Genomic DNA, 2,822 nt, shown 5'->3' with positions numbered 1-2,822 from the left:
CAATCATTATACATGAAAAAAGCGAAAGCTTCCTCGATTATATCGAGAAAGCTTTCGCTTTTTAAACTGGGAGGACTTTTTCAGTGGCCTCGTATCAAACCTCTGTCTATTTATATATAAGACATTATAGAGAGTAATTTGGCGCTTCTTTTGTAATTTGTACATGGTGTGGATGACTTTCGCGTAGTCCAGCACCTGTCATACGAATAAATTGTGCATTTTCACGTAAGAACTCTAAATCATGTGCTCCGCAATATCCCATTCCTGCACGTAATCCACCAACTAATTGATGAACTGTATCAGCTAAAGGTCCTTTATATGGTACACGGCCTTCAATACCCTCTGGAACAAGTTTTTTATTTCCTTCCTGGAAGTAACGATCCTTACTTCCTTTTTCCATCGCTCCAACAGAACCCATACCACGGTACACTTTAAATTGACGACCTTGGTAAATTTCAGTTTCCCCTGGGCTTTCAGCTACACCAGCGAACATGCTACCAAGCATTACAACGTGAGCACCTGCCGCTAAAGCCTTCACCATATCACCAGAGTATTTAATACCGCCATCAGCAATAACCGGGATACCATGTTTACGCGCTTCAGTTGCACAATCATATACTGCTGTTAATTGTGGAACACCTACGCCGGCTACAACGCGTGTTGTACAAATTGAGCCTGGTCCAATACCAACTTTGATAATATTTGCACCAGCTTCAATTAATGCACGTGTTGCTTCAGCTGTAGCAACGTTCCCTGCAATAATATTTAATTCTGGATATTTAGTACGAACCTCTTTTACTTTTTCAAGAACACCTTGTGAATGTCCATGAGCTGTATCAATTACAATAACGTCTACGTTTGCTTTTACTAATGCGTCAATACGAAGCATTGCATCTGCAGTTACACCAACTGCTGCCCCAACTAATAAACGCCCCTGTTTATCCTTTGCTGAGTTTGGAAACTCAATGACTTTTTCAATATCTTTAATGGTAATAAGACCTTTTAACACACCGTTTTGATCAACAAGAGGGAGCTTTTCAATTTTATATTTCTGTAGGATCTTTTCAGCTTCTTTTAGCGTAGTACCGACCGGAGCAGTAATGAGTTGTTCTTTTGTCATCACATCGGAAATTTTGATAGAGTAATCTTGAATAAAACGCATATCACGGTTTGTAATAATACCAACTAGTTTTTGCTCATCTAAATTATTTACAATTGGTACACCTGAGATGCGATATTTTCCCATTAAATGTTCTGCATCGTACACTTGATGCTCTGGAGTTAAAAAGAAAGGATCTGAAATAACGCCACTTTCAGAACGTTTTACTTTATCAACTTGTTCAGCTTGTTGCTCAATTGACATATTCTTATGAATAATTCCTAATCCACCTTGACGTGCCATTGCAATAGCCATATCAGCTTCTGTTACTGTGTCCATCCCTGCGCTAATTAAAGGAATATTTAACTGCAAACTTTCAGATAGAACCGTTTTAACATTTACTTCTCTTGGTAATACATCTGATTTTGCTGGTATAAGTAATACATCATCAAATGTCAAACCTTCTTTAACAAATTTAGATTCCCACATAATTGTTCCCCCTATGATACCAGAAATTATTATTAGTAGCTTAACAATTGGTTAAAATACTGTCAAGAAAGTGATTATATGTTGGAATTTTTAGATAATAAAAGGAGCGTAACATATGAATTGTACATCTCAAATTTGGCATCAATTTAGTTTCTTTTTGTCTGCTCAAAATGTACAACGTTATCTTGCCCGTTGTTATAAGAAATTACCTATTGAAAATGCTGAAAAGAGGAGCTTTGAAAATTGTTATCCCTTTATTTATTATTTGGAGCATGGGAAAAATTATTATAATCTTTATCAAACTGCTCCTTGTTCTATTCAGCCGATTTTGTTGTTTTATGGAATGAGTCAGCTCTTTAAGGCATGCCTATTAACTATCAATCCGAACTACCCTGAATCTACAACTGTCTTAGCTCATGGAGTAACAACAAGAAAACGAAAAAAACAAGGTTATCAATTTTTAGAAGATGAAGTAAAAATACAAAAAACCGGGCTATTTCCTCACCTTGCACAGCAACTGTTTCATATGGAACAACTGGAAGGAGAAAAATTTAATATGTTCGAATTGCTTGTAAAAATCCCTGAATTACAATCTTTATTTCAATGTAGTCAAAAGGGAAAAACATTGTATAAGTTGGATACACACAGGAAAGAATATATTACCTTTCCCCCTGCAGTGCTTGATCATTTACATATGACTAAGGAGAGATTTACTCGTTATATTGAAACGATTTGTAGACACCTTTCTATGCGCTATGTAGATAGTAAAGAGGATGAAACGAAATTAGTATTTTCTGCTCCTATTAAAACATGGAATCCGATATATGTTGCTCCATTGTCTTATAGCCACCATTTAGACACTTATTATTGGCCAATCATAAGTGATTCAAGAAGTCCAAAACCATGTTTACCTGAATTGCTTATCCATTATTTACTCCTCTATAATTTAAGTATGATTTCACGCTATGAGACGGAATGGTGGTATGAACTTTTAGGAAGCTACGCTTCGGATGATTATCCTTTTATTTATCAATTTTTAAATATATCTGCTGAAAAAATTCCTTACTATATTTCGTTATTTTTATTCAATCAATGTTCATCTATTTCTTAGGAAATAAAAAAACACGAGTGAATTCACTCGTGTTTTTTGCTTGGCGACGTCCTACTCTCACAGGGGCAAGGCCCCAACTACCATCGGCGCTAGAGAGCTTAACTTCCGTGTTCGGTATGGGAA

General features: G+C 36.1%; 2 protein-coding genes and 1 rRNA gene. 1 reads left to right on the top strand and 2 read right to left on the bottom strand.

Annotated features, from left to right (window positions below; genetic code table 11):
• Nucleotides 1-124: 124 nt before the first annotated feature.
• The gene (gene guaB, locus MR056_RS21795; protein WP_011983155.1) at nucleotides 125-1,588 is read right to left on the bottom strand and encodes an IMP dehydrogenase; all 1,464 of its coding nucleotides are present in this window, start codon (nucleotides 1,586-1,588) and stop codon (nucleotides 125-127) included.
• 115 nt (nucleotides 1,589-1,703) lie between these two features.
• On the opposite strand from guaB, the gene MR056_RS21790 reads away from it, so the two are divergent.
• Nucleotides 1,704-2,699, top strand: a complete 996-nt coding sequence (locus MR056_RS21790) for a YaaC family protein (protein WP_011983154.1) — start codon at nucleotides 1,704-1,706, stop codon at nucleotides 2,697-2,699.
• A 38-nt stretch (nucleotides 2,700-2,737) separates the two neighbouring features.
• Here MR056_RS21790 and rrf read toward each other — a convergent pair.
• Nucleotides 2,738-2,822, bottom strand: a 5S ribosomal RNA gene (rrf, locus tag MR056_RS21785); the annotation flags it as partial.

Origin of the sequence: Bacillus cereus group sp. BfR-BA-01360 (assembly GCF_022663595.1) — a bacterium.
Lineage (GTDB): Bacteria > Bacillota > Bacilli > Bacillales > Bacillaceae_G > Bacillus_A > Bacillus_A cytotoxicus.
Note: the sequence above shows the minus strand (reverse complement) of the source record. Positions and strands in the feature narration are given on the sequence as shown.